Origin of the sequence: Methylocystis sp., assembly GCF_051061225.1 — a bacterium.
Lineage (GTDB): Bacteria > Pseudomonadota > Alphaproteobacteria > Rhizobiales > Beijerinckiaceae > Methylocystis.
In genome coordinates this window covers 105,984-128,739 of sequence record NZ_JBPFEB010000095.1, presented here as the reverse complement: position 1 = coordinate 128,739, position 22,756 = coordinate 105,984, and the positions used below count along the sequence as shown (strand labels likewise).

Sequence of the window (22,756 nt, the reverse complement as noted above, 5' to 3'; positions counted from 1 at the left end):
CCATGACGATACGCCTGCATCAGGGCGATCTCCCCTCGGGGGACGCTCCCTCCCCCATTGTCGCCATCGACACGGAGACGCTGGGTCTCAACCCGCACCGCGACCGGCTGTGCCTCGTGCAGCTCTCCTTCGGCGACGGCGACGCCGAGCTCGTGCAGATCGCCCGCGGCCAGACCCGCGCGCCCAATCTCGAGAAGCTGCTCGCCGATCCGAAGGTGCTCAAGCTGTTTCACTTCGGGCGCTTCGACCTGGCGATCCTCGCCAAGACCTTCGGCGTCATGCCGGCGCCGGTCTATTGCACCAAGATCGCCTCCAGGCTTGTCCGCACCTATACCGACCGCCACGGGCTGAAGGATCTGGTGCGCGAGCTCGTCGGGGTCGAAATCTCCAAGCAGCAGCAATCCTCGGACTGGGGCGCGGCCACGCTTTCCGACGCCCAGCAGGCCTATGCGGCGTCCGACGTGCTGTATCTGCATCAGCTCAAGGAGCGCCTCGACGCCATGCTGGCGCGCGAGGAGCGCGCCGAACTGGCCCAGGCCTGTTTCGACTTCCTGCCGGCGCGGGCGCGGCTCGATCTCTCGGGCTGGCCGGAGACCGACATTTTCTCCCACGAGTGACGGCCGCGGCGCCGCCCCGAATTCGCCACGCCAGGGCCGGATAAGCACCCGCATGACCGACGGCAGCGCCGCTGACGCCAAAACCGCCCAACCCGCCCGGACGCCGGCCGCGCCGCCGCCGGGCAAGGAGAGCCGCGCCGCCGCCGCGCCGCCAGTATCGGGGCGCGACCGCCTCGCCGGCCTCACCGCGCCGCGCGAGAGCGCCTTCCCGGAAGCCTTGCGCCATTCGGCCCGCGTCACCCGGCTGCGCCGCTGGATTCTCTGGGGCGTGGGGGGGACCATTGCGCTCGTCGCGCTCGGCCTTCTGGTCAGCTCGCTGAAATTCCTGCCGGTGGACATCAATCTGGCGCGCGTCGCCCTGAAGGGCACGCGGATCGTGATCGAGAGCCCCAAGCTCGTGGGCTATCGCAAGGACGGCCGTCCCTATGAGGTGCGCGCGCGCGTCGGCGCGCAGGACATCGCCAAGCCGGACGTGTTCGAGCTCGAAGGGCTCGACGCGCGCGTCGAAACCAGCGCGGACGGCGCCGTCACCCTGTCTGCGCCCAAGGCGCTCTACAACACAAAGGCCGACCGCGCCGACATGAGCGGCGGCGTCCAGATCACCGACAGGAAGACGTTCGACATGCGGATGGACGCCGCGGCGATGAATTTCAGGGACAGCGTGATGACCTCGGGCGCGCCTGTCACGCTGAAGATCGACGGCGGGCAGGTCAATGCGGATCAGGTGGAGTTTTTCCAGAAGGAACGGCGCGCGACCTTCACCGGCAATGTTCACTCCGTGCTGTACGGCGAGGACGGCGCGCCCAAGCAGGGGGCGCCGGCGGCGCAGTGAGGCAGGGATGAAACGTCAGATCCTCTGCGCCGGTCTTGCGGCGCTGGTTTTCACGGGCGCCGCGCAGGCGGCCGGCAAGGGCCGCTCCGGCGGCATCCTCCCCGGCGCGAGCGCCAAGGACCCGCTCAACATCGACGCCGGCAAGCTCGACTATTTCGATCAGGACCAGAAGCTCGTCTATTCCGGCAGCGTCATCGTCACCAACGGCCCCTCGACGCTCAAGGCGACACGGCTCACTATTCTTCTGGAGGGCAAGGGCGCGACCGAGGGCGGCGCCAGCAACGACCGCGTGAAGCACATCGAGGCCGACGGCCCCGTCACGCTGGTCTCCAAGGACCAGGTCGGCACGGGCGACCACGGCACATATGACAAGGCCGACAACAAGGTCTATCTCACCGGCAATGTGACGCTGACCCAGGGCGACAATATCGTGAAGGGGGATCGTCTGGTGTATGACGTCACGAGCGGCGTCGCGACCGTGCAGGGCGGCTCCCAGCAGGGCGGGCGCGTGCGCTCGACCTTCACGCCGAAGAACCAGTAGAGCCGGCGAACAGCTCTCGCGAGCGTCCGCCGGGCGTTCCGGTCACTCCGTGGCGAGCGCTTCCTTGTGCATCACGCCGAGCATGCCGCGGCGCTTGGCCTCGTAATAATAGCCATTGGCGTAGAGCCGGATCGCACGCGTTTCGTCGCCGCCCGAAAGCTTGTAGGCGTTGGCGAGATAGGGCACCGCATAGGTGAGATTGGTGTCCGCGTCGAGCAGGCCGTGGGCCGGCCCCCTGTAGCCCATGCCCCGCGCCGTATCGTGGCGAATCTGCATCAGCCCCCAATAGGGTCCGTGCCGGGCGCCGGGATTGTAATTGCTCTCGCGCCGCACCGAGCGGTGAATGAGCGATTCCGGAATGTCGTAGAGCCGGGCGAAATGGGCGATGCGGGCGTGCAGCGCGTCCTTGTGGACAAGACCGCCGACGCCCGATCCCGTGATCGCCTCCTCGGAGCGCGGCTCGTTGACGTAGGATTCGGGCGCCGAGGCCACCGGCGACTCCGTCGCGGCGCAGCCGGCAAGGGCGAGGGCCGCCAGGGCAGCGGCGCAAGCGGTTGATTTCATATTCAGATAAGTCCCTTCGAAAAACGCCGCGTCAGTTAACTTTTGGTAAGTCGCCACGCCCCTGTGGCGAAATCGTGGCGGTTGACCCGGCCGGGGCGCGCCGGGCCGCCGCACGGCCGCTCCATGGCGCCGAAACGCGGTTAAAAATCCGTTTATCCCCGACTTTTTTCCTGTGCCCCCCAGCAGTTGCCGTCAGGTCCGCGCGCGCCCATCTCACCTTCGGGAGCCCGGCGCATGACCCGGCAGACAGACCAACAGGACCGCTGGTTCCAGCGGGTGACCGCGGGCAGCAATGCGCTGGACCTGGAGGCGGGCGTCTTCACCTGGGACGATCCCGCCGCCATCGCCGCGTCTCTCAAGCGTTCGGCCGAGGCGAGCACGCGGCGCAAGAGCACGCCCTTCCGCTCGGCCATGTCCATGCTCACCTTCTACATGAACCGCGCCGGCCGCGATCTGCCGGAGGCGCGCCGCCGGGTGCTGGAGGCGGCGAAAGACGAGTTGCGCCGCGCCTTCGGGCGCCCGGCCTGACGCTCAGGCGGGCGCGCGCACAAAAAGCTCCCGGAACCGCCAGGGCAATTCGCCGAGGGCGGCCGCCAGTTCGCCATCGCCGAGGACGCCCCCCGCCCAGTCGGTGAAGGAGATGTCGTCGAAATAGGCCGCCAGCGCGGCGCGCGCGGCGAGGCGGCGGGCGACCGGCAGGAAGGGCGCGCCGTCTCCGTCGATCACGTCGACCGAGATCAGATTCGAATCCGTCCAGAAGAGCGGCCGCTCATCATCGTGCGGGAGATCCGCGGGCTGACGAATCGTTCCGTCCAGCACCCCCCGCGCGCTCACGAACCAGGCGACGAGTTGCGCGCGCCAGCAGGAGTCCTCGATCTCCAGCGCGGAGCGCAGCCATGGGTCGATTTTGGCTGGCGGCAGATATTTCAGGCAGAAGAACATGGAGGCGGAGAGATCGCCGGCGGGCCGCTCCCAGCCCCATCCCGCGCCCAGCCGCCAGCGCCGCCGCAACACCGCGCCCCGGATGAGCGCGCCGGACGGCGACCAGCCGTCCCGCCCCATGACGACGCGGCCGAGCGTCAGCAGGCAGTCCCGGAAAAAGCCGTCGTAGGGCTCGTCTTCGGTCCCGAGCGGGTAAAGAATGAAAAAGCTGGTGGCGAGCGCCTCGACGAGCGGGGAGAGGACCGAGCCGAACTGGGCGCCGGGGATTTCCTGCGCCAGCAGAAAGTGAAACCAGTCCCGCGCCAGCGGCCGCGCGGCGCCGTGGGCGGCGTTGCGCGACAGGTCATAGAGCGCGTCGCGGACCTCCCAATAGGACATCCAGCGATCGACGGCCGCGACGGGCGCCGGCGCGCCGGCCAGAAACCATGCGTCCTCCAGCGGCGCCTGCGGGCGCGGGCTATGGGCGCGCAGGCGAGACAGGGCGGCGGCGTCGGGGCCGTGACGGGGTCGCCAGCAAAACGGCTCTGTGACGCGCTCTCTCATCGTAACGCTCATGGTTACGGGAGCACGGCAGGAATGGCAACGCTTATGGTCGAGGCAAAAAAAAGACCCGGCCGCCGCTGCCGGCGCCGGGTCGCTTCCTGGTTGCGCGCCAGACCTAGCGTGCGAACTTCTTGTATTTCAGACGGTGCGGAATCACGCTGTCGACGCCGAGGCGGCGCTTCTTGTCCTCCTCGTAATCGGCGAAGTTTCCTTCGAACCATTCGACATGCGAATCGCCCTCATAGGCCAGGATATGGGTGGCGATCCGGTCGAGGAAGAAGCGGTCGTGCGAGATGATGACGGCGCAGCCGGCGAAATCCACGAGCGCCTCCTCCAGCGCGCGCAGTGTATCCACGTCGAGATCGTTGGTCGGCTCGTCGAGCAGCAGCACATTGGCGCCGCTCTTGAGCATCTTGGCGAGATGCACGCGGTTGCGCTCGCCGCCCGAGAGCTGGCCCACCTTCTTCTGCTGATCGGAGCCCTTGAAGTTGAAGGCCGAGCAATAGGCGCGCGAGTTGATCTCGCGCTTGCCGAGGTAGATCACCTCATTGCCTTCGGAAACTTCTTCCCACACCGTCTTGTTGGCGTGCAGCGCGTCGCGCGACTGATCGACATAGCCGAGCTGCACGCTGTCGCCGATGGTGATCGCGCCGCCATCCGGCTTTTCCTGCCCGGTGATCATGCGAAACAGCGTGGTCTTGCCGGCGCCGTTGGGGCCGATCACGCCGACGATGCCGCCCGGCGGCAGCTTGAAGGAGAGATCGTCGATCAGGAGCTGGTCGCCGAAGCCCTTGGTGATGTGCTCGAAGTCGATGACATTGGCGCCGAGGCGCTCGGCCACCGGAATGATGATCTGCGCGGTTGTCGGCGCCTTGTCGTTCTGCTTGGCGACGAGCTCCTCGTAACGCTGGATGCGGGCCTTGCTCTTCGCCTGACGCGCCTTGGGCGACGCGGCGATCCACTCGCTTTCGGCTTCCAGCGCGCGCTGACGTGCCTTGTCTTCCGACGCCTCCTGCATGAGGCGCTTCTGTTTCTGCTTCAGCCAGCTCGTGTAATTGCCCTCATAGGGGATGCCGCGGCCGCGATCGAGTTCGAGAATCCAGCCCGTGACATTGTCGAGGAAGTAGCGGTCGTGCGTGACGATGAGGATCGCGCCGGGATAGTTGCGCAAATGGCCTTCCAGCCAGTTCACCGTCTCGGCGTCGAGATGGTTCGTCGGCTCGTCGAGGAGCAGCATCTCCGGCTGTTCGAGCAGCAGGCGGCACAGCGCCACGCGGCGGCGCTCGCCGCCGGAGAGCTGCGTCACATCGGCGTCGTCGGGCGGACAACCGAGCGCGTCCATCGCCTGATCGACCTGGCTGTCGAGATCCCACAGGCCCTTGGCCTCGATCTCGTCCTGCAGCTTCGTCATCTCGTCGGCGGTCTCGTCCGAATAATTCATGGCGAGATCATTGTAGCGGTCGAGAATCGCCTTCTTCCCGGCGACGCCGAGCATGACGTTTTCACGCACGTTGAGCGCCGGATCGAGGTGCGGCTCCTGCGGCAGATAGCCGACGCGGGCGCCATCGGCGACGAAGCCCTCGCCCGTGAACTCCTTGTCGATGCCGGCCATGATGCGCAGCAGCGTCGACTTGCCCGCGCCGTTGACGCCGAGCACGCCGATCTTGGCGTCGGGGTAGAAGGAGAGATGAATATTGTCGAGGACCTTCTTCCCGCCCGGATAGGTCTTGGTGAGGCCCTGCATGTGATAGATGAACTGGCGCGCCATTGGCTCCGTCTCGGGTTCGCGAAATCTTGGAGCCGTGTTTAGAGCATTTCGCGCAGCCGGGGAAAGCCCTTTGGAGGCAGCGTCGCCCGCGTGGCCCGGCGCGCGCCGTTTCCCCGCGATCCGGCGGAAAAGGCGCCCCGAAAAGGGGCGCCCCGAGAAAGGCGCTCCTGCGAGCGCCTCTCCCCCGAGCGGCTCAGGTCCTCATGAAGCCGACCACGGTCGCGCTGAGCGTGCTGCCCGTCAGGACGAGCGTCGCGCCGAGCGCCAGCAGCGCCGACAGATTGAGGGTGATGTCGTTCGTATTGCCGGCGAGGGCGAGGATGCCCAGGACGATCGCGGCGAGACCCGCGAGCGCCTGCAGGCCTGCCGACCCCGACGCCATTTCGCTTGCAAGCAACTCGCCCCCCGCCTGGGCTCCCGTGACCGCCGTTTGCAGACGCGAGGCGCGGCGCATCAGGAAGAGTTGCCAGACCGCGTTGCTGCTCAGCACGAGCGCCGTGCCATAGGCGATGACCGCGATCGGCGTCAGCGTGCCCGAATTGATCCCGAGCAGGGCGAGAATGCCCAGCACGATTCCCGCCGCGCCGACCAGGAACACGACCGCGAGGCTGTTCCCGCCGAACTGCTCCGACACGAAGCGCGAGCCCTCCGCGGGAATGACCATCTGGGCATATTCCGAAACCATCGCGCCGCCCTGAATCAGCAGGGCGACACCGAACACGATGGTGGCGATGGCGACCATATAGGGTGGCGCGATGTTCACGAGGCCGCAGATCGCCAGCACGATGGTGGCGACGCCGCCGATAGCGTCGATCAGACCGCCATAGGCCGCGGCCGCGTCTCTTGTTTGGAGTTCTCGAGTGAGGGACATTGGCACACTCCATCCGCCCCCTTGGCGCCGAAAGCTAGCGTTGATCGCGGCGCCAGCAAGCGCGGCGCGGGACTTGCGGCGCGTCGGGGACTGCGGCGGATCAACTCAGGTCGAGAATCGGCGCCTCGATCCTGCGGTCTCCGCCCGGCCCCGACAGCGTCAGCGTCCGGCTCTGACCCGGAGGCCCGTGCAGCGCCGCGAGAACCGCGCCCTTGCCGCCCTCCCGCGCGCTCAGCCCATCAACGGCAATGAGCTCGTCGCCGGGTCGCGCGCCCTCGAGCGGCGCCCCGCGCGCCGGATGAACGATTCCACCGATGAAATAACGCCCGTCCCTGCGCACGAGAGTCACGCCGGGCTGATCGAGATCATGCGGGTCCGGGGCTGATTGCTGACGCCAGTAGGACATGCGATTGGCGTAGTCGATCGTGAGCCGGAAGTGACGCAGCACATTGGCGCCGAGCCAGCCGACGACGGGCCTGGACGCCGACTTTTGCCAATTGTCCCAGAACAAATCGCCGACCAGCGCATCCCCGAAGGCGCCGAGCAGCGGTCCCGTTCCCATCACGCCGACATTGGCGAGCGCCGTCTCGCCGATGGCGATCTCGGGCAGGCGCGCGACCGTGCCCTGTCTCTCGAAAGCGAAATCGATCATGTTGTCATTGGCTGGCCCGACCGCGCCCTCGGCGCGCCGCCAATCGGGTGCGGCGGCGAGCCATTGCGCCAGCGTCTGGCCGCGCATCCAGCAATAGCCGCCGCCCGCGTCGATGACGAATGCGTGGGGCGCGCCGGCGACGCCGATGTCGACGCTGGCCAGTCCCGTCTGCGGGTGGATCTCGATGGGCGCGTCGGCGCCTTCCGGCGCGAGCCGCCCCGGCTCGGCGACGACGATCACACGCGCCGGAGCAGAACCAGGCGGCCTTCGAGCGGCGCATTGGCCTCCAGCCGCACGGTCGTGACGATGTCGGCGAGATAGTCGAAACGGCCCCTGGACAGTCTCTCGATATACTCAGGATCGTGCGCGAAGCGGCCTGTCTTCAGGAAGCTGTAATCGCGACCGGAGCCGAACTCGTAGCTGAAGGCGAAGATGCCGCCCGGCGCGAGGCGGCTCGAGACGAGATCGAAGACCGTCGCCAGGTCGCCGAAGTAGATGAGCACATCGAGCGCGACAATGAGATCATAGAAATCTTCTTGCGAAGACAGATGGGCCGTCGCCTCGGCCTGAAACAGACGGTGATACCGGCCCCGCGCCCGAGCGCGCTCCAGCATGCCGGCGGAGAGGTCGACGCCCGTGAGCGCGCCGCCGAGCGCCGCGAGGTGCGGCGCGACCAGGCCGGTTCCGCAGCCGAGGTCGAGAATGTTCGCGAAGCGCCTTCCGGTCTGGAGCAGCAGGGCGTTGCACTGGGCCGGAATGTCGTAGCCCAATGTCTCCACCAGGTGGCGCTCGAATTTCGCGGCGTATTTGTCGAAGCAGGCGGCGAGATAGGCGTCGGGCGCGCGCTCTCGATGCACGCCGTTCAGCGCATCGAGGTGCCAGGCGATGATGGGGTCGTCGGGCGCGCCCGCGAGCAGCGCCTCCGCGAGGCGCGCAGCGCCCGCCAGATGACCGAAGCCCGCAAGACACTGGAACGCATCGCGACAGACCGCCTCGATGTCGTCGGCCGCGTTTCCGGCCGCCTCCCGATAGGCTTCGATCGCCGCGTCGACCGGGGCAAAGATCGCTGTCTCGATAAATCGGGCCCGCGCATATTTTTCAACGAACGACGCTTCCTGCGGCGCGGCGCGCGCGGCCAGTTCGAACGCCTCGCGCGCCGCCGCGAATTCACCCAGAAGCCGCCGCGTCTGCCCGAGGCACGCCCACAGATGCGGCGGCGCGGAGCCGCTCGCGACGACTGCTTCGAATCCCTTCGCCGCCTCGGCGTAACGCTTCTGCTCGAAATGGAGAAACGCCAGCCCCGTCGCGGCGTCCACGCAAGCCGGCGCGAGGTCGAGCGCCGCGAGAAACGCGTGTTCAGCCGCGATCTTATGCCCCGCCGTATGGGCGACGCTTGCAAGCGTCAACCAGCCTTGCAGATGCCGCGGGTCGATCTCTACCGCCCGCGCCAGCGGTTGCAGCGCGTCCGCATGACGGCCGGCGGCCCACAGCACGCTGCCGAGTTCGCGCAGGACGCAGGCGTCGTTTGGTGCGAACCCGGCGGCGGCGGAAAGCGCCTCGGCAGCCTCCGCCAGACGTCCCGATTCCCACAACGACAAACCGGTTCGGCGGCGCTCCATCGCCAGCAGCGCCTCGTGGCCGAGGGCGCAACCGGCCGCGAGCGCGGCGTGTGGGAGGCCATTTTCGATGGTGGATGGCGGATTGAAGCTGGCGATCACGCGCTGGGGCCTCCTGGATCTGATTTGCGGCGAGACTAGTCGCGGTCCCTTTCGGCAATCTGCCGCTCCCGAGCGTAGCCGCAGGTCGACCGCAGCGGGGCGGCTTCCTTTTTTGCGGAAAGCGCGCTAACTCCGCCTTCCCCCGGGCGGGGGCGGATCGAACGGGGCCTTGCGACATGAACGTGCTTCTCATCGGATCGGGCGGGCGCGAATGCGCGATCGCCAATGCGCTGGCCAAAAGCCCTCTGCTGACGAGGCTTTACGTAGCCCCCGGCAATCCCGGAACCGCGCGCGTCGCCGAGACTGTCGATCTCGACGCCGGCGATCACGGGGCCGTCTCGCGCTTCTGCAAGGACATGGGGATCGCCCTCGTCGTGGTCGGGCCGGAGCAGCCGCTGATTGGCGGGCTCGTCGACGCGTTGACCCGCGCGGGCGTGCTCGCCTTCGGCCCGACGCAGGCGGCGGCGCAGCTCGAAGGCTCCAAGGGTTTCACCAAGGACCTCTGCCGCGACTACGGCATTCCCACCGCCGCCTATGAGCGCTTTTCCGACAAGGATCGCGCGCTCGCTTACGTGCGCGCGAAGGGCGCGCCCATTGTCGTCAAGGCGGACGGGCTCGCGGCCGGCAAGGGCGTCGTCGTCGCCATGACGCTGGAGGAAGCCACGCGCGCGGTCGAAGCGATGTTCGCCGGGCTGTTCGGCCAGTCGGGCGCCGAGGTGGTGGTTGAGGCGTTTCTGGAGGGCGAGGAAGCCTCCTTCTTCGCGATCTGCGACGGCGCGCGCGCCGTTCCCTTCGCCACGGCGCAGGATCACAAGCGCGTCGGAGACGGCGACACGGGGCCGAACACCGGCGGCATGGGCGCCTATTCGCCGGCCTCCGTCGTGACGCCGGAGATCGAGCGGCGCGTGATGGCCGAGATCATCGAGCCCACCATGCGCGCCATGCGCGACAAGGGCGCGCCCTTCAAGGGCGTGCTCTACGCCGGGCTGATGCTGACGGCTCAGGGACCCCAGCTCATCGAATACAACAATCGCTTCGGCGACCCGGAAGCGCAGGTCATCCTCCCCCGCCTCGAAGATGATCTGCTTGCGATCATGCTGGCCGCGGCGCGCGGCGCGCTCGACGGAGCCCGGCCGCGTTTTTCGGACGCGAAGGCGCTGACCGTGGTGCTGGCCGCGAAGGGCTATCCCGGCACGCCGCTGACGGGCTCGGAAATCCGGGGTCTCGCCAATGCGGAGGCGATGGCGGATGTGATCGTCACCCACGCCGGCACGCGGCTCGAAGGGTCGCGGCTGCTCGCGGCGGGCGGCCGCGTGCTCAATGTGACGGCGCTCGCGCCCAGCGTTGCCGGGGCGCAGGCGAAGGCCTATGCGGCGGTCGACGTCATCGACTGGCCCGGCGGTTTCTGCCGCCGGGACATCGGCTGGCGGGAAGTGGCGCGCGAGCGCGGCTGAGCCGCGCGTCAGGCCGCGTGGGGCAGCGCCGCCGGGTCGATCCCCGCCGCCGCCCGCACGCGACCCGCCGCTCCCCCCAGCGCCCCGGGGACGAGCTCCAGACCCAGAAAACGCGCGCGCTCCACCGGCCCCGGCAGAAGCAGCCGCTCGGCGAAGCGACGCTCGAAGCCGAATCGCGCGTAATAGGGCGCGTCGCCAACGAGCAGCGCCGCGCGATGGCCGAGCGCTTGGGCGCGCGTAAGCGATTCGCGAATCAGTTCGGCCCCGAGGCCGAGCGAGCGCGCCTCCTGCGCGACGGCGACCGGCCCCAGCAGAAGGGCCGGACGGCCGCCCGCGAGAATCGGCCACAGGCGAATGGTCGCGATCAACCCGCCGGACTCGTCCCTGGCGACGAGCGCCAGACCGGGCGCGGGCTTGCGCCCCTCGCGCAGCCGCTCGCAGGTCTTGAGAAATCGCGCGGGGCCGAAGGCCGCGTCGAGCAGCGCCTCACGGGCGGGAACGTCCGCCGGCGTTTCGTCGACGATCGTGAAGGCGCGCGGCAGGCTCGGCGCGGTGGCGACGGGCGCGACGGAGCAGGGGAGGGCAAGTTCAAAGGTCATCTGTTCCTCCTTCGAGAGGACAAGCGACCCTCGCGCCTGGCGCGCAGGACACGCGCCCGCCGGACGGGACAGGTGAGAGAGGAATGAAGCGGCGAGGGACGCGCCTATGGCTCGCCCCTCACCCAGCGTCTCCCCGCGCGCGGGGAGAGGAGCAGAGTCAGGCCTGCATCAAGAGCGCCGATCGGCTCCCGCCCCCACTCCCCACTTGCGGGGAGAGGCTGGGTGAGGGGCGAGGCCGCGAGCGCGACCCTCAGATGATGAAGGTCTCGAGCGGCGGGAAGCCGTTGAAGCCGACCGCCGAATAGGTGGTCGTATAGGCGCCCGTTCCCTCGATCAGCACCTTTGTTCCGATCTCCAGGGAGATCGGCAGATCATAGGGCTTCTTCTCGTAGAGCACGTCGACCGAGTCGCAGCTCGGACCGGCGATGACGCAGGGGCTCGTCGGCGCGCCGTCCGCTTCCGTCCGGATCGGATAGCGGATCATCTCGTCGATGGTCTCGGCGAGGCCGTTGAACTTGCCGATGTCGAGATAGACCCAGCGCAGCTCGCCCTCGGCGTCCGACTTCTTCGAGATCAAAACGACTTCCGCCTCGATCATCCCCGCATTGCCGACCATGCCGCGACCCGGCTCGATGATCGTCTCCGGAATGCGGTTGCCGAAATGCTTCGTCAGCGCCCGGAAGATGGCGGCGCCGTACTGCTTTACCGCCGGCACGTTCTTCAGATATTTCGTCGGAAAGCCGCCGCCGAGATTGACCATCTGCAGCGTGATGCCGCGCTCCGCGAGTTCACGGAAGATGTCCGCCGCCGACTTCAGCGCGCCGTCCCACTTGCGCGGGTCGGTCTGCTGCGAGCCGACATGGAAGGACACGCCATAGGCCTGGAGCCCGAGGCGGTGCGCATGCTCCAACACCTGCGTCGCCATCTCGGGAACACAGCCGAACTTGCGCGACAGCGGCCATTCGGCGCCCGAGCCGTCGCAGAGGATGCGGCAGAACACCTTCGAGCCCGGCGCGGCGCGCGCGATCTTCTCGACCTCCTCGACGCAGTCGACCGCGTAAAGGCGGATGCCGAGCTCATAGGCGCGCGCGACGTCGCGCTCCTTCTTGATGGTGTTGCCGAAGGAGATGCGGTCGGGCGTGGCGCCGGCGGCGAGCGTCTGCTCGATCTCCGGCACGGAGGCCGTGTCGAAGCAGGAGCCGAGCGAGGCGAGCAGCGACAGCACTTCCGGCGCCGGATTGGCCTTCACGGCGTAGAACACGCGCGTGTCGGGCAGCGACCTGGCGAAGCCGAGATAGTTGTCGCGAACGACGTCGAGGTCGACGACGAGGCAGGGACCATTGTCGCGGCCCGCGCGGCGGCGCTCGGCGAGGAAGTCCTGGATACGATCGGTCATTGCGGCATCCCCTTCGAAGGGCGCGGGTGCGAGCCGCGCCAGGAACCATTTTTGCTTCGGTGGATGCACGACGTCCTTCGCTCGCGCGCGGTGGAGACGCGACGAACGCTGATGCGCCAGCAATCCAGGATCGCGTCACGCTTGCGCGGCTACGATCCGGTGATGCGCCGTCAGCCAGTCAGACGAAGAAAAACACGCGCGCAAACGCATGCCGTTCAGTCCGATCAGCCATCGATTGGAAGGGGAAGATCCCTTTCCGCACGCCCGGCAAGAAAGACAAGCCTCTTCGGTAAGCCAGCCTTTGGAGGGCTGACAGAGACCAAAAAAGCCCGGTCCGTCGTTGCTTTAAGTCGCGATCCTCCGTTGAGGGCGGAGTTCGCCGGTTCGCCTCCGGCTGCCGGTTTTTTTCCGACGGTTAACCGGCCTCTTGTCCGGATCCCCGCCGACCGACACACGACCACAGGCACGTGCGATTTGGGCAAAACTGTAGATACGCCGTTTCCCCTCGAACTCAAGCGCTTTTTGACCCGATGATTATTTTTTTTGCTCCGCGGCGCAGCGAAGCCACAGCGGACGAAAATCATCCGCGCGGCGGCCGCGAGCCGCTGCGCTGCAAAACGCCGCGCTGCTTGCGCAACCTCTGCGTTCTCGTTACAGCAAATCGAACGGGCGCCCGCATGAAACATGCGGAGAATGTAGGCAAATCCGGTAGTCCACCATGATCGACCTCACCCGGCGCCAGATGATCGGCGCCCTGGCTGCGACCGGCGCGCAACTCGTCGCGCCGGCCCGCGCTCAAAGCGCGGGTCCGAATCCGGCGCCGAAGTTCGGCTATGACGACGTGCTCCAGCGGGCGCGCGATCTTGCCGCCGCGCCCTTCGAGGACGTCGTCCCGCGCCTTCCGACGCCCTTTGATTCGCTGACCTTCGATTCCTGGCGCCAGATCCGCTACCGGGAAGACCACGCGCTCTTCTCCAATCCGCCGGGCGGTTTCCGCCTCGCGACCTTCCATCGCGGGTTCCTCTTCCCCCGGCCCGTGACGGTCAACACGATCCGCGACGGCATTCCCGCGCCCATTCCCTATTCGCCGGCGCTATTCGATTTCGGCGCGCTGAAGGCCGGCGAGGCGCTCGGCGTCAACACGGGCTTCGCCGGCTTCCGGCTCAATTTTCCGGTCAATGACCCGCACGTCTACGACGAGGCGATCTCCTTTCTGGGCGCCAGCTATTTCCGTTTCCTCGGCCGCGACCAGCAATATGGCCTTTCGGCGCGCGCGCTGTGCGTCGAGGCCGGAACGAACAGGGAGACGTTCCCCTTCTTCCGCGAATTCTGGATCGAGACGCCGACCGCCGGCGGCAATCGCGCCGTGATCTACGCGCTGCTGGACGGCGAGGCGGCGACGGGCGCCTATCGCTTCGATCTTGCCGTCGGCCAGGAAAGCACGCTCGACGTCAAGGCGACGATCTTTCCGCGCCGCGCGGGCGTCAAATTCGGTATGGCGCCGCTGACCTCCATGTATCTCACGGGAGAGAACGACCGCCGCGTGCGCGACGGCTTCCGCGAAGAATTGCACGACTCCGACGGCCTGCTCATTCACAATGGCGCGGAGGAATGGCTCTGGCGGCCGCTGGGCAATCCGCCGCGCGAACGCCTGTCCTATTTCCTCGATCACAACATGCGCGGGTTCGGGCTGCTGCAGCGCGACCGCACCTTCGAGTCCTATCAGGACCTCGATCTCGCCTATCAGAACCGTCCGAGCTATTTCGTCGAACCGTCGGGGGACTGGGGCGACGGCAGCGTCGAGCTGATCGAACTGCCGACGCAGGACGAAACCAACGACAACATCGTCGCGAGCTGGACGCCCGCGACGCCGCCGGAGCCGGGCAAGCCCTTCGCTTTCGCCTATCGGATCACCGCCGGTCTGGACATGCCGCGCCTCGCGCCCAACGGCCGCGCCGTGCACACATTCGAAGCGCCCGCCCGCGCGCTCGGCTCCGCCGAACCGGAGGACGCCAACGCTAAGCGGTTCATCGTCGATTTCGCCGGCGGCGATCTGGCTTATTTCGTCAATGATCCGGGGCAGGTGGAGGTGGTGGCGACGACGTCGCGGGGACGGGTGCTGCGCAGCAATGTGATCGCCAATCCGCATATCGAGGGCCTGCGGGTCTTTTTCGACGTCTCGGCGAAACCCGGCGACACCGTGGATTTGCGCCTGTTCCTGCGCGCGAAGGGCCGCACGCTCACGGAAACCTGGACGCTCCCCTGGTCGCCGCCCTCGGCGACCTGAGCGAGCCGCGCGGCGTCAGCGATCTCTCGAATTCTCCCAATCGCGGAGGCGGTTGGCGAGAAGGAAGCCGTCGGCCTCGTTCGAGTCCGCGAGAAACTCCTGCGCGGCCGTCGTCAACTGAGCGATGAGGTCGGGCTTGTATTTCTTCTTCGCCGGATCGAGCTCGGCGTTCGTCACGATCACGAGAATGCGCCTGGTTTCGCCAGTATTGAGACTGGCCGTCCAAACCTTCGCGCCCCGCGCAAGAGGATGGATGAAGTCCATGCGTGAAAATCCCCTTCTGTCGCTTGGCAGTTTGGGGGCATTTGACGTGCAATGCCTGTCACATTCAACGTCCCCGCGCGCCGGGGCGCGAAAAAGCGCCGCGCGGGCGCTTTCGCGGCCCGTTGCCGGAGCGATGGTCAAGATCTAGTCTGCTCGGGTGGAGCGCGCGCGATGGGCCGGACCAGCGACTATCTGATCTATCTCCTCTATGCCGTCGTTCTTGGCGGCGGCATGGGCGTGGTCGGGGGATTGCTTTACGGCGTCTATGTCCTGATCAGGAAAAGCGTCGTCAGCGGCCTGCTGATCCTCGGCGGCGCGGCGGCGGGGGCCCTGCTCGTCTATGTTGTGTCACTGGCGCTGCTCGCGGTCGCGACCTTCGTGACGGACAGCGGCGCCGGTTCGGGCGGCTCCTGAAACGGGACGGCCTATCGCTCCGAAGCCAGAAACATGACCAGCGCCGTCAGGACCAGCGCGGCGGCGGGCCACGACGCCACGCGCGCGATGAGCAGAAACAGCGCCGCGGCCAGCGCGGCGGAAGCGAGGCTGCGCAGCGGCGCGCCGAAGGCCGCCGCATGTCCTGCGGCCGAGGCGCCCGTTTGAACGGCCAGCGCCACGCAGGCGACCACCGCTCCCGTCGTCGGGTCGATCAGAAGCCGATGCGCCTCCAGCGGCGGCGTCGCGCGGGGAAAGGTCAGGCCGGCGCGCGAGGGGTCGCGCTCGAAAATGGCCGCCTCCCACTGGCGGGGGCCGATTCGGGTCAGATAGAGATCGAACAGCCTGAGACGGCCGTCGTCGTCCGTGGCGGCGAGACGGCTCCTGAAATCGAAACGCGCCTCGGCCGAATTGCGCGAGGGCAGCCGCTCGGGGGCGGTCTCTCCGGTCTCCTCGATCAGCCGCGCGATCGTCATCTCGCGCGTTCCGGCGAGCCGGCGCAGCAGCGTCTCGACCTCGCGCCGGATCAACGGCTCCGGCAGCCGGCCGGCGGAGAGCGACTCGACCATCCGCTGCGCCGCCTGCGTGCGATAGGAGGCGCTGATGCGGGAGGAGGGAACGCCGTCCGCGCCCGTCTTGGGCAAGGGGAGAACGAGATTGCCGTACAGCGGCGGCGCGCCGGCGGGGGCGTCGGCCGGCGGCGGGAAAGGCGGCGACGCCTGGCCATGGCCGGGCCCAAATCCGTTCACGGCCCGCATGGCGGTCGCGTCGGTCGTCGCCTGCGTCAGCGCCCCGATCTTCTCGACGCTCATCGCCGTCCCCAGCCAGACCGCCCGTCTTCCGAAAGCCTAGCGGCTGTGGCTTGCGCGAGGGCGCCTCAGTCGGTCTTCAGGCGCGCGAGGTCGAACGCCTCGATGTCGCGCAGCAGCTCGATGCAGGCGGTGGCCCAGTAGTCGGCGGTGGCCTCGCCCTTTTCGGCCGTCGCCTTCGAGGCGTCGCCCATGGCGCCGGCGGGCGAAAGGTCCTGCGCCATCCAGCCGAAGCCCGCCGGGCGCGACGACCGCAGCCAGACGAAATCGCGCTCGAAATCCAGCGTCGCGGGCGGGAAGTTCTTGGCCCGCCCCATATCGACCAGCTCGGGCCGCAGGGCGAGCATCAGCGAGGTCTCGATCTCCCCGCCATGGATGCCGTGGCGCTGCTCGGCCTCGGCGAACAGCCCGTCCGGATAACCGAAGCGGGCCCAGGAGCAGGTGACGGCGAGCACGCCGAAACGCGCGCGCAAATCGAGCGCCACGGTGGAGATGAGCGCCGAATTGCCGCCATGGGAATTCATCAGCAGGATTTTCTTCACGCCCGCGCGCGCGACGCCCTCCGCAATCTCGACGAGCGCGCGCGCGGCGGTTTCGAAGGAAAGCGACAGCGTGCCGGGAAAGTCCCGATGCTCGAGCGAGACGCCGATGCTCTGCGTCGGCAGGAACGCCACGTCGAGATCGGGCGGCAGGCGCAGGGCGACGCGCTCGACGCAGCCCTCCATGATCATGGCGTCGACGCCCAGCGGCAGATGCGGCCCGTGTTGCTCGACGGCGGCGACCGGCAACACCGCGATGACGCCCGACATGTCGTTGGCGCGAATGTCGCGGATCGAAAGCTCGGACCAGAAGCGGGAGGGAAGCATGGGGGATTTAAGCCCCAAGGCGGGGGAAAGGTCAAAGCGGAGAGAGCGGCGCGCGGGGTCGCGGCGGCGGGTCGGCCCCGCCGCCGCGGAAGCGGGGGAGGGGACCAGGCCACACCGCCACGACCACCTGCTTGGCCAGCGCCCGCCCGAAATGCTAGAACCCGGCGGGTTCCCCGTCTTTCACAGCGAGCGCCATGGTTTCGACCCTCATCGCATCGATCGCTCTCGCCGCCTGGCTCTATTTGCTGATCTTCAACAAGGGCTTCTGGCGGCTGACGGAGCATGACGAGACCTTCGCGCCGCCCGGCGCGACGGTTCCCGCCGGCGCCCATGTCGTCGCCATTGTCCCGGCCCGCGACGAGGCCGAGGTGATCGCGGCGAGCGTCGCCTCGCTCCTCCAGCAGGACTTCCCCGGCCGTTTCGAGGTCGTGCTGGTCGACGACGACAGCACGGACGGCACCGCCGACGTCGCCCGCGCCCGCGCCGCGGAACTGGGGGCGGCCGACCGGCTGATGGTCCTCGAATCGGGCGGACCGGCGGACGGCTGGACGGGCAAGATCGCGGCCATGCACCGGGGCTTCACCTCTGTGCGCAGCCTGCCCCAGCAGCCCGATTTCGTGCTGTTCTGCGACGCCGACATCGCTTTCGAATCGCATGTGCTCGCCCGGCTGGTCGCGGGCGCGGCGGCGCGGGGCTCGGTGCTGTCGTCGCTGATGGTCAAGCTGCGCTGCGAGAGCGCGGCCGAGAAATGGTTCGTTCCGGCCTTCGTCTTCTTTTTCCAGAAGCTCTATCCCTTCCGCGCGGTCAATGATCCGCGCAGCAAGGTGGCGGGCGCGGCCGGCGGGGTGATGCTGGTTCGGCCGCAGGCGCTCGCGGACGCCGGGGGCCTGCCCGCGATCCGGGACGCGCTCATCGACGACTGCGCGCTTGGCGCGCTGATGAAGAAGCAGGGGCCGATCTGGCTGGGCCTCACCGACGACGTCTACAGCCTGCGTCCCTATCCGCGTCTGACGGACATCGAGCGCATGGTGACGCGCTCGGCCTACGCCCAGCTCGACTATTCCCCGGCGAAGCTCGCGGGCGCCGTCGCCGGCATGTGTCTCGTCTATCTGGCGCCGCCCCTTCTCGTCTTCGCCGAATCGCCGGCGCCCGACATCGCCCTTGTCGCCTGGCTGATCATGGCGCAGGCCTATATGCCCAGCCTGCGGTTCTACGGGCTGTCGCGCGCGCGCGCCTTTGCTTTGCCGTTGATCGCGGCGTGCTATACGTGGTTTACCGCCGTCTCGGCCTGGCGGCACATGCGCGGCCGCGGCGGCGAATGGAAAGGCCGTTACCAGGCGCCCGCCTGAGGCAAAGGCCGGCGCGAGGATATTGCACGACACATGATCGACATCGCCGACACCAGCTCCGGCAAGACGCACCGCGACGAGAATTTCCCCGTCGCCTCGGTGCTCATCGCGCCGCAGCATCGCGCGCCGATCATGGCCTTCTACGATTTCGTGCGCGCCGCCGACGACATCTCGGACCATCCCACGCTGAAGGCGCAGGAGAAGCTCGACCTTCTGGAGCGGCTCGATCAGGCGCTGATGGACCGCGGCCCCGAAGAGCCCGTCGCGGCCCGCCTGCGCGACGAATGCCGGGCGCGAAAGCTCGATCCGCAACATGCGCGCGACCTGATCACCGCCTTCATGCGCGACGTGACCTATCTGCGCTATCGCGACTGGGACGATCTCATTTATTACTGCCGCTATTCGGCCATGCCGGTCGGCCGCTTCGTCTGCGACGTGCATGGCGAGACCCCTGAAAAGGTCTGGGCGGCGAATGACGCGCTCTGCGCGGCCCTGCAGGTGATCAACCACCTCCAGGACTGCGGCAAGGACTATCGCGATCTCGATCGCGTCTATGTCACAGCTCAGGCCCTCGACGCCCATGGCGCCAGCGTCGACATGCTCGGCGAGGCGCGCGCCCCGGCCCCGCTGCTCGCCGCGATCCGCGATCTCAACCGCAGGACCCGGGCGCTGCTCGACCAGTCGCGCGTCTTCGCCGAACTCCTCAACGACTCGCGGCTCGCCATGGAAGTCGGCGCCATTCAGGCGCTGGCCGAAAAACTCGTGGCGCGCCTCGACGTCGCCGATCCGCTCTCGGACAATGTGCACGCCGGCAAGCTCGGCTTCGCCCTTGCCGGAACGCAGGGCGCGCTCGGCGCGCTGACGCGGCGGGCGCTGCGCCCCTTGCGCAGAATTGCGGGCTCACGCCAATGACGATGGAAACGACCCAACTCGCGCCGCTGCAAACGCAGACCGTCGCGGTCAAAAGCTCCTTTTATCTGGCGATGCGCATTCTGGAGCCCGCGCGCCGCGACGCCATGTATGCGATCTATGCCTTCTGCCGCGCGGTGGACGACATCGCCGACGACGAAGGCGAACGCGCCGCGCGCCGTGTGGCGCTCGACGACTGGCGCCGCGATCTGGACGAGCTCTACGCCGGGCGCATTCGGCCGAAGACGGCCTTCCTGGCCGAACCCGTGCGCCGCTTCGGTCTCGACCGCGAGGATTTCGAGGCCATCATCGACGGCATGATGATGGACGTCGAGGAGGACATCTGCGCCCCGGGCTGGGAGAAACTGGAACTGTATTGCGATCGCGTGGCGAGCGCCGTGGGCCGTCTCTCCGTGCGGGCCTTCGGCCTCGTCGACGATGACAGCCCCGAATTGTCCACGGCGCCCAAGCTCCTCGCCTATCACCTCGGCCGGGCGCTGCAACTCACCAATATTCTGCGCGACCTCGACGAGGACGCGGCGCGCGGGCGGCTCTATCTTCCGCTGGAGGCGCTGGAGGAGGCGGGCGTCTCGAACCATGCGCCGCACGCCGTGCTGTCCAACCCGGCGCTCGACGCCGTCTGCGCGCCGGTGATGCAGCGCGCGCGCGAACATTTCGAACAGTCCGATCTCGTCATGACGGGCCTGCCCAAATCCGGCGTGAAGGCGCCCTATCTGATGGCCGCCGGCTATCGCTCGATTCTCGACCGCCTCGCCACGCGCGGCTTCTCGCCGCCCCGCGCGCCCGTGCGCATGTCGCGCGCCAAGCTCGTCGGCGCGCTGCTGAAACACGCTTTCCTGTGACCGGAACCACCCATATCGTCGGGGCGGGCCTCGCCGGGCTCTCCTGCGCCGTGCGCCTGACGGACGACGGCAAGCGCGTCGCGCTCTACGAGGCCGCCCGCATGGCCGGCGGGCGGTGCCGCTCCTATTTCGACGCGACGCTCGGTCTGACGATCGACAACGGCAACCACCTGCTGCTTTCGGGCAATTGGGCGGCGCGCGATTATGGCGCCCGCATCGGCGCGAGCGACGCGCTCGTCGGCCCGGCGGATTGCGTGTTCGATTTCCTCGATTGCGAGAACGGTGAGCGCTGGCGCCTGCGGCCCAACGCCTCGAAGCTCCCCTGGTGGATTTTCCTCGCCAGCCGCCGCGTGCCGGGCACGGGCCCGCTCGATTATCTCGACGCGGCCAGACTGCTCTTCGCCAGGAAGGGCGCGACCATCGGCGAGACCATGCGCTGCGAAGGCGCGCTCTATGAAAAGCTGTGGCGGCCGGTGATGCTCTCGGCGCTCAACACCGAGCCGAAGGAGGCCTCCGCGACGCTCGCCGGCGCCGTGCTGCGCGAAACGCTCGCGGCCGGCGGCGCCGCCTGTCGCCCGCTGGTCGCCAAGGGAGGACTGGGCCACGCCTTCATCGGGCCGGCGCTCGCGACATTGCAGGCGAAGGGCGTCGCGCCACGTTTCGGCGCGCGGCTGCGGGAGATCGTTTTCGACGACGGGCGCGCGCGGGCCTTGCGCTTCGGCGATGAGGAGATCGCGCTGGGCGCCGACGACAGGCTGGTTCTCGCCGCGCCGCCGTGGATCGCTGCCGAACTCGTGCCGGGCCTGATCGCGCCGGATGATTTCCGGGCCATTCTCAACGTCCATTTCAAAATCCAGCCGCCGCCGGATCAGCCGCTGCTGCTCGGCATGGTGGGCGGGCTCTCGGAATGGCTTTTCGCCTTCGACGACAGGCTCTCCGTCACGATCAGCGGCGCCGACCGGCTGATGGACGCGCCGCGCGAGGCGCTGGCGGAGAAAATCTGGCGGGAGGTGGCGAACGCCACCGGCCTGCCCGACGATCTTCCGCCCTGGCAGATCGTGAAGGAAAAACGCGCCACCTTCGCCGCGACGCCGGCGCAGGAAGCGCGGCGCCCCGGCGCGGCGACGCAATGGGACAATCTGTTTCTCGCTGGAGACTGGACGGCGACGGGCCTGCCCGCGACCATCGAGGGGTCGATCCGGTCGGGGTACAGGGCCGCGGAACTGGCGGGGTGACGCTATCCCGATAGCCCCAACGCGCTGAAGCGCCTTTCTCTATCCCCGCCGCGCCAGCGACCTCAAAAACCCCTGCGTGTCGTCGCTCAAATCCTGCTCGATGGCCGGGGCCATCTTCAGCAGCACATTGGCGATGAAGGCCTGATCGTTGCGCGTCTCGGCGAGACATTGCTGCAACTCGGGCACGCTGTCCTCGATATGGGCCAGAAAGGCCACTCCCTTCTCCAGCGTCTCGCTCCATTTGGCGCGGGTCCAGAGCGCCAGCGGATACATGATTTCCTGGACGAAATTGGATTGCCGCGCCTTTTCGAAAAAGCGCAGCCCCGCCGTCCAGTTTTCCCGCGCGCGCATCGGCGGCGGGGGGATGTCGCCGGCGAGCATCTTGAAGGCCGCCGCGCCGACGTGATCCTCCAGGCTCATCGGCGCCTCATTGCCGGAGCGGAAACTCCAGAAGGCGACAGAGCCGGGAAACTCCTTGCCGAGTCGCTCCGTGAGCGCCGCCTCCACCGTTTCGACGGCCGCCTTGTCGCCCTTCAGCGCCGCCGTCATGCAGAAGGCGAACACCGCGTCGCCGCCATATTTGGCCGCGACGCCGCCCTTCATCTGCTGCGGCGTGAGCGGCGGCGTGACACCATCGGAGGGCGCTTGCGCCTCGCCGGCGCGCAAGGCCGTGATGAAATGCGTGATCTCCAGCCAACCCAGGTAATGCGCGACGAAGGCGTCCGGGTCGACATGAACGATCGCGAGATTGATGAGCTTCTTGCGCCTTTGCAGTTCCGCCATGTCGGTCATCGCGTCCTCCCTCACGCATCCGCCAGCAGGACGCCCGTCACGCAGACGTCGCCGTCGTCGATGATCAGACGGATCGGTGTGAGCCTTGCGCCCTGACAGGGGCCGATGAAACATTCGCCCGTGTCGATGTCGAATTTCGCGTGATGACGCCCGCACTCGATGAAATTCCCCTCCTCGTCCATGAAGGAGCCGGGATGGGTGTCGAGCCGCATCCCCTCATGCGGGCAGCTGTTCTCGAAGCCGTAGAAGTGACTGCCCTTGCGCGTGACGAGAATCGGCCAGGGCGAGGTCTCGCCGCTCTCCTCCGCCTTCATCAGCACGAAGCCTGTGGCTTCGCCGTCCTCGATCTCGACTGTTCGACAAATCACAAAAAGCTCGTCCATGGGCCTGCCTCTTTCGAACAATCGCCCGCAAGGGCTCAGACACGCTGTCTCTGGGGCAAGGCGAAGCAAT

The 22,756-nt window shown here is 67.9% G+C and carries 23 protein-coding genes and 1 pseudogene; 11 read left to right on the top strand and 13 right to left on the bottom strand.

The features are described 5' to 3' along the window. The first annotated feature begins 2 nt into the window (after nt 1-2). Genes ACR652_RS17080 through lptA form a run of 3 tightly spaced genes read left to right on the top strand, consistent with a single transcriptional unit; the run spans nt 3 to nt 1,990 of the window. Complete coding sequence (locus ACR652_RS17080; protein ID WP_434507681.1) at nt 3-617, top strand: ribonuclease D; 615 nt, start codon at nt 3-5, stop codon at nt 615-617. Nucleotides 618-669: 52 nt separating this feature from the next. Then, nucleotides 670-1,449, top strand: coding sequence for an LPS export ABC transporter periplasmic protein LptC (gene lptC / locus ACR652_RS17075; protein ID WP_434507680.1), 780 nt, complete (start codon nt 670-672; stop codon nt 1,447-1,449). 7 nt (nt 1,450-1,456) lie between these two features. Continuing rightward, nucleotides 1,457-1,990, top strand: a complete 534-nt coding sequence (lptA, locus tag ACR652_RS17070; protein WP_434507679.1) for a lipopolysaccharide transport periplasmic protein LptA — start codon at nt 1,457-1,459, stop codon at nt 1,988-1,990. Nucleotides 1,991-2,068: 78 nt separating this feature from the next. On the opposite strand, the pseudogene ACR652_RS17065 reads toward lptA, so the two are convergent. Further along, nucleotides 2,069-2,356 (bottom strand): annotated as a pseudogene (locus tag ACR652_RS17065) (transglycosylase SLT domain-containing protein); the annotation flags it as partial. Nucleotides 2,357-2,788: 432 nt separating this feature from the next. Here ACR652_RS17065 and ACR652_RS17060 point away from each other — a divergent pair. Beyond that, complete coding sequence (locus tag ACR652_RS17060) at nt 2,789-3,082, top strand: DUF3175 domain-containing protein (RefSeq protein WP_434507678.1); 294 nt, start codon at nt 2,789-2,791, stop codon at nt 3,080-3,082. Nucleotides 3,083-3,085: 3 nt separating this feature from the next. Here the strand turns inward: ACR652_RS17060 and ACR652_RS17055 are convergent, their stop codons facing one another. The 5 genes from ACR652_RS17055 to ACR652_RS17035 form a co-directional block, all read right to left on the bottom strand. After that, nucleotides 3,086-4,039: a hypothetical protein gene (locus ACR652_RS17055; protein WP_434507677.1), complete on the bottom strand. Its 954-nt coding sequence runs from the start codon at nt 4,037-4,039 to the stop codon at nt 3,086-3,088. Between the two features lie 115 nt (nt 4,040-4,154). Continuing rightward, entirely contained in the window at nt 4,155-5,807 is a 1,653-nt protein-coding gene (ettA, locus tag ACR652_RS17050; RefSeq protein WP_434507676.1) for an energy-dependent translational throttle protein EttA, read from the bottom strand. Nucleotides 5,808-6,000: 193 nt separating this feature from the next. Beyond that, nucleotides 6,001-6,678, bottom strand: coding sequence for a hypothetical protein (locus ACR652_RS17045; protein ID WP_434507675.1), 678 nt, complete (start codon nt 6,676-6,678; stop codon nt 6,001-6,003). 100 nt (nt 6,679-6,778) lie between these two features. Further along, nucleotides 6,779-7,570, bottom strand: a complete 792-nt coding sequence (locus tag ACR652_RS17040) for a hypothetical protein (RefSeq protein WP_434507674.1) — start codon at nt 7,568-7,570, stop codon at nt 6,779-6,781. After that, nucleotides 7,567-9,048, bottom strand: coding sequence for a methyltransferase domain-containing protein (locus tag ACR652_RS17035; protein ID WP_434507673.1), 1,482 nt, complete (start codon nt 9,046-9,048; stop codon nt 7,567-7,569). Before ACR652_RS17035 ends, ACR652_RS17040 begins: the two co-directional genes overlap by 4 nt. 176 nt (nt 9,049-9,224) lie before the next feature. Here ACR652_RS17035 and purD point away from each other — a divergent pair, with 176 nt between their 5' ends. Next, a complete protein-coding gene (gene purD, locus ACR652_RS17030; RefSeq protein WP_434507672.1) occupies nt 9,225-10,502 on the top strand; it encodes a phosphoribosylamine--glycine ligase in 1,278 nt (425 codons plus the stop codon). Between the two features lie 8 nt (nt 10,503-10,510). On the opposite strand, the gene ACR652_RS17025 is transcribed toward purD, so the two are convergent. Further along, on the bottom strand, nt 10,511-11,101 hold the full coding sequence (locus tag ACR652_RS17025; RefSeq protein WP_434507671.1) for a GNAT family N-acetyltransferase: 591 nt from the start codon (nt 11,099-11,101) through the stop codon (nt 10,511-10,513). A gap of 250 nt (nt 11,102-11,351) precedes the next feature. Continuing rightward, complete coding sequence (locus ACR652_RS17020; RefSeq protein WP_434507670.1) at nt 11,352-12,497, bottom strand: type III PLP-dependent enzyme; 1,146 nt, start codon at nt 12,495-12,497, stop codon at nt 11,352-11,354. Between the two features lie 718 nt (nt 12,498-13,215). Here ACR652_RS17020 and ACR652_RS17015 point away from each other — a divergent pair. Beyond that, on the top strand, nt 13,216-14,784 hold the full coding sequence (locus ACR652_RS17015) for a glucan biosynthesis protein (protein ID WP_434507669.1): 1,569 nt from the start codon (nt 13,216-13,218) through the stop codon (nt 14,782-14,784). 15 nt (nt 14,785-14,799) lie between these two features. Here ACR652_RS17015 and ACR652_RS17010 read toward each other — a convergent pair whose 3' ends face one another. Next, nucleotides 14,800-15,048 (bottom strand): hypothetical protein, encoded by a 249-nt coding sequence (locus ACR652_RS17010; RefSeq protein ID WP_434507668.1) that lies wholly within the window; start codon nt 15,046-15,048, stop codon nt 14,800-14,802. Between the two features lie 171 nt (nt 15,049-15,219). Between ACR652_RS17010 and ACR652_RS17005 the strand changes: the two genes are divergently transcribed. After that, nucleotides 15,220-15,462, top strand: a complete 243-nt coding sequence (locus tag ACR652_RS17005; RefSeq protein ID WP_434507667.1) for a hypothetical protein — start codon at nt 15,220-15,222, stop codon at nt 15,460-15,462. 11 nt (nt 15,463-15,473) lie between these two features. Here the strand turns inward: ACR652_RS17005 and ACR652_RS17000 are convergent, their stop codons facing one another. Together ACR652_RS17000 and ACR652_RS16995 are read right to left on the bottom strand one after the other, a co-directional pair. Continuing rightward, nucleotides 15,474-16,292 carry a hypothetical protein gene (locus tag ACR652_RS17000; protein WP_434507666.1) on the bottom strand — a complete coding sequence of 273 codons (819 nt, stop codon included), beginning with the start codon at nt 16,290-16,292 and terminating at the stop codon, nt 15,474-15,476. A 65-nt stretch (nt 16,293-16,357) separates the two neighbouring features. Then, the gene (locus ACR652_RS16995; RefSeq protein WP_434507665.1) at nt 16,358-17,155 is read right to left on the bottom strand and encodes a creatininase family protein; all 798 of its coding nucleotides are present in this window, start codon (nt 17,153-17,155) and stop codon (nt 16,358-16,360) included. Between the two features lie 194 nt (nt 17,156-17,349). Here ACR652_RS16995 and ACR652_RS16990 point away from each other — a divergent pair, with 194 nt between their 5' ends. The 4 genes from ACR652_RS16990 to hpnE are packed head-to-tail and all read left to right on the top strand — an operon-like array spanning nt 17,350 to nt 21,511. Continuing rightward, nucleotides 17,350-18,504 (top strand): glycosyltransferase, encoded by a 1,155-nt coding sequence (locus ACR652_RS16990; protein ID WP_434507664.1) that lies wholly within the window; start codon nt 17,350-17,352, stop codon nt 18,502-18,504. Between the two features lie 33 nt (nt 18,505-18,537). Further along, complete coding sequence (gene hpnC / locus ACR652_RS16985; RefSeq protein ID WP_434507663.1) at nt 18,538-19,416, top strand: squalene synthase HpnC; 879 nt, start codon at nt 18,538-18,540, stop codon at nt 19,414-19,416. Further along, entirely contained in the window at nt 19,413-20,276 is an 864-nt protein-coding gene (gene hpnD, locus ACR652_RS16980) for a presqualene diphosphate synthase HpnD (RefSeq protein WP_434507662.1), read from the top strand. The genes hpnC and hpnD overlap by 4 nt, the downstream gene beginning before the upstream one ends. After that, nucleotides 20,273-21,511, top strand: coding sequence for a hydroxysqualene dehydroxylase HpnE (hpnE, locus tag ACR652_RS16975; RefSeq protein WP_434507661.1), 1,239 nt, complete (start codon nt 20,273-20,275; stop codon nt 21,509-21,511). The genes hpnD and hpnE overlap by 4 nt, the downstream gene beginning before the upstream one ends. Before the next feature lie 39 nt (nt 21,512-21,550). Here hpnE and ACR652_RS16970 read toward each other — a convergent pair whose 3' ends face one another. Together ACR652_RS16970 and ACR652_RS16965 are read right to left on the bottom strand one after the other, a co-directional pair. Then, on the bottom strand, nt 21,551-22,303 hold the full coding sequence (locus tag ACR652_RS16970; protein ID WP_434507660.1) for a hypothetical protein: 753 nt from the start codon (nt 22,301-22,303) through the stop codon (nt 21,551-21,553). A gap of 11 nt (nt 22,304-22,314) precedes the next feature. Then, on the bottom strand, nt 22,315-22,686 hold the full coding sequence (locus tag ACR652_RS16965) for a Rieske (2Fe-2S) protein (RefSeq protein ID WP_434507659.1): 372 nt from the start codon (nt 22,684-22,686) through the stop codon (nt 22,315-22,317). Between the last annotated feature and the right edge of the window lie 70 nt (nt 22,687-22,756).

Coding starts and splice junctions, on each gene's coding strand:
- ACR652_RS17060 (WP_434507678.1), top strand. CDS start 2,789: ATGACCCGGCAGACAGACCAACAGGACCGCTGGTTCCAGCGGGTGACC.
- ACR652_RS17015 (WP_434507669.1), top strand. CDS start 13,216: ATGATCGACCTCACCCGGCGCCAGATGATCGGCGCCCTGGCTGCGACC.
- ACR652_RS17010 (WP_434507668.1), bottom strand. CDS start 15,048: ATGGACTTCATCCATCCTCTTGCGCGGGGCGCGAAGGTTTGGACGGCC.
- ACR652_RS16970 (WP_434507660.1), bottom strand. CDS start 22,303: ATGACCGACATGGCGGAACTGCAAAGGCGCAAGAAGCTCATCAATCTC.
- ACR652_RS17055 (WP_434507677.1), bottom strand. CDS start 4,039: ATGAGAGAGCGCGTCACAGAGCCGTTTTGCTGGCGACCCCGTCACGGC.
- ACR652_RS17000 (WP_434507666.1), bottom strand. CDS start 16,292: ATGAGCGTCGAGAAGATCGGGGCGCTGACGCAGGCGACGACCGACGCG.
- ACR652_RS17005 (WP_434507667.1), top strand. CDS start 15,220: ATGGGCCGGACCAGCGACTATCTGATCTATCTCCTCTATGCCGTCGTT.
- ACR652_RS16995 (WP_434507665.1), bottom strand. CDS start 17,155: ATGCTTCCCTCCCGCTTCTGGTCCGAGCTTTCGATCCGCGACATTCGC.
- hpnD (WP_434507662.1), top strand. CDS start 19,413: ATGACGATGGAAACGACCCAACTCGCGCCGCTGCAAACGCAGACCGTC.
- ACR652_RS16990 (WP_434507664.1), top strand. CDS start 17,350: ATGGTTTCGACCCTCATCGCATCGATCGCTCTCGCCGCCTGGCTCTAT.
- ettA (WP_434507676.1), bottom strand. CDS start 5,807: ATGGCGCGCCAGTTCATCTATCACATGCAGGGCCTCACCAAGACCTAT.
- ACR652_RS17045 (WP_434507675.1), bottom strand. CDS start 6,678: ATGTCCCTCACTCGAGAACTCCAAACAAGAGACGCGGCCGCGGCCTAT.
- hpnC (WP_434507663.1), top strand. CDS start 18,538: ATGATCGACATCGCCGACACCAGCTCCGGCAAGACGCACCGCGACGAG.
- ACR652_RS17020 (WP_434507670.1), bottom strand. CDS start 12,497: ATGACCGATCGTATCCAGGACTTCCTCGCCGAGCGCCGCCGCGCGGGC.
- ACR652_RS17025 (WP_434507671.1), bottom strand. CDS start 11,101: ATGACCTTTGAACTTGCCCTCCCCTGCTCCGTCGCGCCCGTCGCCACC.
- lptA (WP_434507679.1), top strand. CDS start 1,457: ATGAAACGTCAGATCCTCTGCGCCGGTCTTGCGGCGCTGGTTTTCACG.
- purD (WP_434507672.1), top strand. CDS start 9,225: ATGAACGTGCTTCTCATCGGATCGGGCGGGCGCGAATGCGCGATCGCC.
- lptC (WP_434507680.1), top strand. CDS start 670: ATGACCGACGGCAGCGCCGCTGACGCCAAAACCGCCCAACCCGCCCGG.
- ACR652_RS16965 (WP_434507659.1), bottom strand. CDS start 22,686: ATGGACGAGCTTTTTGTGATTTGTCGAACAGTCGAGATCGAGGACGGC.
- ACR652_RS17080 (WP_434507681.1), top strand. CDS start 3: ATGACGATACGCCTGCATCAGGGCGATCTCCCCTCGGGGGACGCTCCC.